The organism is Mycobacterium sp. (assembly GCF_032162105.1).
Taxonomy (GTDB): Bacteria; Actinomycetota; Actinomycetes; order Mycobacteriales; family Mycobacteriaceae; genus Mycobacterium.
Window position 1 is genome coordinate 1 of sequence record NZ_JAVRPS010000618.1, and the last position, 3,361, is coordinate 3,361.

The 3,361-nt window shown below is 68.7% G+C and carries 3 protein-coding genes and 2 pseudogenes; 3 read left to right on the top strand and 2 right to left on the bottom strand.

The window, feature by feature from the left end; genetic code table 11:
• Window positions 1-389 (top strand): annotated as a pseudogene (locus QOC69_RS31470) (ABC transporter ATP-binding protein); the annotation flags it as partial.
• 141 nt (window positions 390-530) lie between these two features.
• Window positions 531-740 (top strand): annotated as a pseudogene (locus QOC69_RS31475) (hypothetical protein); the annotation flags it as partial.
• A gap of 5 nt (window positions 741-745) precedes the next feature.
• Here QOC69_RS31475 and QOC69_RS31480 read toward each other — a convergent pair.
• Together QOC69_RS31480 and pdxR are read right to left on the bottom strand one after the other, a co-directional pair.
• A complete protein-coding gene (locus tag QOC69_RS31480) occupies window positions 746-1,549 on the bottom strand; it encodes a crotonase/enoyl-CoA hydratase family protein (protein ID WP_526446423.1) in 804 nt (267 codons plus the stop codon).
• 50 nt (window positions 1,550-1,599) lie between these two features.
• Window positions 1,600-3,045, bottom strand: coding sequence for a MocR-like pyridoxine biosynthesis transcription factor PdxR (pdxR, locus tag QOC69_RS31485; protein WP_526446425.1), 1,446 nt, complete (start codon window positions 3,043-3,045; stop codon window positions 1,600-1,602).
• Window positions 3,046-3,095: 50 nt separating this feature from the next.
• On the opposite strand from pdxR, the gene QOC69_RS31490 reads away from it, so the two are divergent.
• On the top strand, window positions 3,096-3,361 hold a 266-nt coding region (locus tag QOC69_RS31490), incomplete at its 3' end, for a carboxymuconolactone decarboxylase family protein (protein ID WP_526446424.1).

Sequence of the window (3,361 nt, forward strand, 5' to 3'; positions counted from 1 at the left end):
GCGCTGACGAGCTTCTCGAGCTCGTCGGCCTGCCCGGTGTGGGCGATCGCTACCCGCACCAGCTCTCCGGTGGACAGCAACAACGCGTCGCCCTGGCGCGCGCGCTGGCCATGGAGCCCAGCGTGCTCCTGCTCGACGAGCCGCTGTCGGCCCTGGACGCCAAGGTGCGAGTGAGCCTGCGTGAAGAGATCCGTCGGCTACAGATCGAACTGGGCGTCACGACGCTGTTCGTCACGCACGACCAGGAGGAGGCGCTGTCGATGGCCGACCGGGTCGCCGTGCTGCGGGCGGGACGCGTCGAACAGGTGGGTACCCCCGACCGCATCTACGAGCGGCCTGCCACCCCATTCGTCGCGGAGTTCATCGGCTCGATGAACCACATGCCCGGAGTGGTCGACGGTGACCGGGTTGCAGTCCTCGGGCAGTACCTGCCGATCGACGGCGACGTTCCGCCCGTTGCCGACGTCGACGTGCTCGTCCGCCCGGAAGCGGTCCGGCTGCAAGCTGCGCCGAACGGCGCCGGCCTGGTCACGCGGTCGTCGTTCCGTGGTGCCACCGCCCGCCTGCACGTCGAGCTCGACGGACTGGAAATCCAAGCCGACGTTCCTGGCCACGACGCATCCGTCCTGGCTCCTGGTGCGCGGGTTGACGTTTCGCTGGTCGACCGGCCCGCGCTCGTCACGGCAAGAGGCCCGGCAGTCCCGGCCGCGGCCGTGGCGGTCAAGACTGCCGCAGGCTGACCGCGCTAAGCCGGGTCGACGAATACTGGCGGGGCTCCCGACATTCCGGCTGTGACGGCGGCGATCTGGTTGGCCTTGCCGATCAGTCCGACCTGCAGGTCGGTCTCGAGGACCAGGGCAGCCGCACTGTCGTTACTGGTCCAGGTTTCGTCGTAGAGGCGCTTCGCGGCGCGGACGGCGTCGGGGGATTTCTGGGCGATCTCCTCCGCGAGCGCAAGCGCCGCGGCAAGCGGATCCTCTGCTGTGCGCGTGACCAACCCGAGCGCGGAACCCTCACTGCCGGAAACGATGCGGCCGCTGAACGTCAGTTCCTTCGCGACATCGATCGGTACGAGCCGTGGCAGTGTCTGCGTGATGCCCATATCGGGTACGAGGCCCCACTTGACTTCCATGATGCAGAGTTTCGCGTCGGGCGCGGCGATCCGGATGTCGGCACCGAGCGCGATCTGCAGACCGCCGCCGAAGCAGTTGCCATGAATCGCAGCGATCACCGGTGCCGGCACCAACGACCAGTCGTAGGCCACTCGCTGAGCGAAGTTCGCGAGGCGGTCGTCGTCGCGGACGAGCAGGACGTCCGTTCCGCCTTGTCCGGTCATGAAGCTCGCGATGTCCAGGCCGGAGCAGAAGCTCTTGCCTTCGCCATGTAGCACGACCGCACGGACCGCTGCGTTGGCGGCCAACCGTTCGGCTGCTTGCATCAACCCTTCGAACAGCGCTTGGTCGAGCGCATTGTGCTTGTCGGTGCGAATCATGGTCACCGTCGCCACACCACTGGCGCCGATCTGCACCCGAACCCTGTCATCGCTCATGTGCGGCAATCTACCGTCGCGTTCGAGCAGCCGAGATTGCGGCCGTTCCCCTACCTCGAACGCGGGGAGGACAGCGCCCGACCGGCCAGACCGCTGGCATCGAGGACGCCGCACAAGGCGTCCACCGCTGGGGCGAACGCGTGGTCGGCGGGCGCCCCGAAGTTGACCACCAGTCCGTCCGTGGCGGGGACGTCCGACCCCGCCAGCGGATGGCGCAACCCGAACAATCCCGACAGGGCGATACCCGCATCGCCCGCGCGCCGCAGCACCTCGTGTTCGATGTCATCGGGCAGTAGCAGTAGCAGGTGCAGGCCCGCGGACAGGCCGGTGATGGCGACGTCGAACTCCTGCAACCGTCGCACCAGGGCGTCGCGGCGCCTGCGGTAGCTGTTGCGCATCCGGCGAATGTGCTTGTCGTACTGACCGCTGGTGATGAAGTCGGCCATGGTGAGCTGCTCGATGGCGTTGACGTAGAACTGCTGGCCCCCGGCGGCGGCGATGACGGGTTCCACCAGATCGTCGGGCAGCGCCATCCAGCCGAGCCGCAGTGCGGGCGACAGGCTCTTGCTGGCCGACCCGAGGTAGGCCACCCGCTGCGGGTCAAGGCCTTGCACCGCACCGACCGGTTGGCGGTCGTACCGGAACTCACCGTCGTAGTCGTCCTCGAGCAGGTATCCGCCGGTGCGGCGAGCCCAGTCGATCACCGCGGTCCGCCGCGCAGGGTGCAGCGGCACGCCATGGGGGAAGAAGTGGGCGGGTGTCAGCAGCGCGGCCGCCGCGCCGGAGCCATCGAGTTCGTCGACCCTTGCGCCGTACTCGTCGAACCCGATCGGCGTGGTCGGCACGCCCATCGCCGCGATCGCGTCGCGAAAGATGAACAGGCCGTATGCCTCCACCGCGATCGGCCCGCGCCCGGAGAACACCCGGGCCAGCAGCTCGACGGCGTTGCGGGTGCCCGCGCAGATGACGACGTTGTCCGGCGAGATGCGTACACCCCTTGCGCGGCCAAGGTATTCGGCCAGCGCCTCCCGGAGTTCGGGCCGACCGCGCGGGTCGCCGTTGCGCAGTGCCTCGTTCGGCGCCGCGTTCAGCGCCCGGCGCGCCGAGGCCAGCCACGCCGCTCGGGGGAAGGCCGCGACATCGGGTGAGCCGGGCATCAGGTTGTGCGTCGGCTGCCCGGGGGTGCCACGCGGGCGGTGCGGCGAGTGGACGTCGCGGGTGTTGACCACCCACGTGCCCGCCCCCTGACGCGACGCCAGCCAGCCCTCGGCGACCAGGTCGGCGTACGCCTCCGAGACCGTGTTGCGGGCCAATCCGAGGTCGCCCGCCAGCGACCGCGACGGCGGCAGCATCGTTCCCGTGGCCAGCTGGCCTGACCGCACGGCGTCGCGCAAGGCGTTGACCAACAGCTCCCTGGCACCCCGCGTCCCCGGCCGAATGGCCTCCCCGAGGTTCAGGTGCAGATCGCGACTCTCCGGATTGGCCCATGAAACCACCATCAAATTGAACCATGGGCACGGTGCTTTTATTGGCTAGCGTTGTGGTCATGACGCAGACACTGGAATCCAAGACCGCAACCCGCCGCCTCAACATCTACAAGGTCTCACCGGGCCTCTACGACGCGATGATGACGCTGAGCACCGCGTCAGCCAAGGACGTCGATCCCACCATCGGCGAGCTGATCAAGATCCGCGCGTCGCAGATCAACCACTGCGCGTTCTGCCTCGACATGCACACCGCCGACGCCCGCAAGCAGGGCGAGACCGAGCAGCGCCTGGCTCTCATCGCCGCCTGGCAGGAGGCAGGCGACCT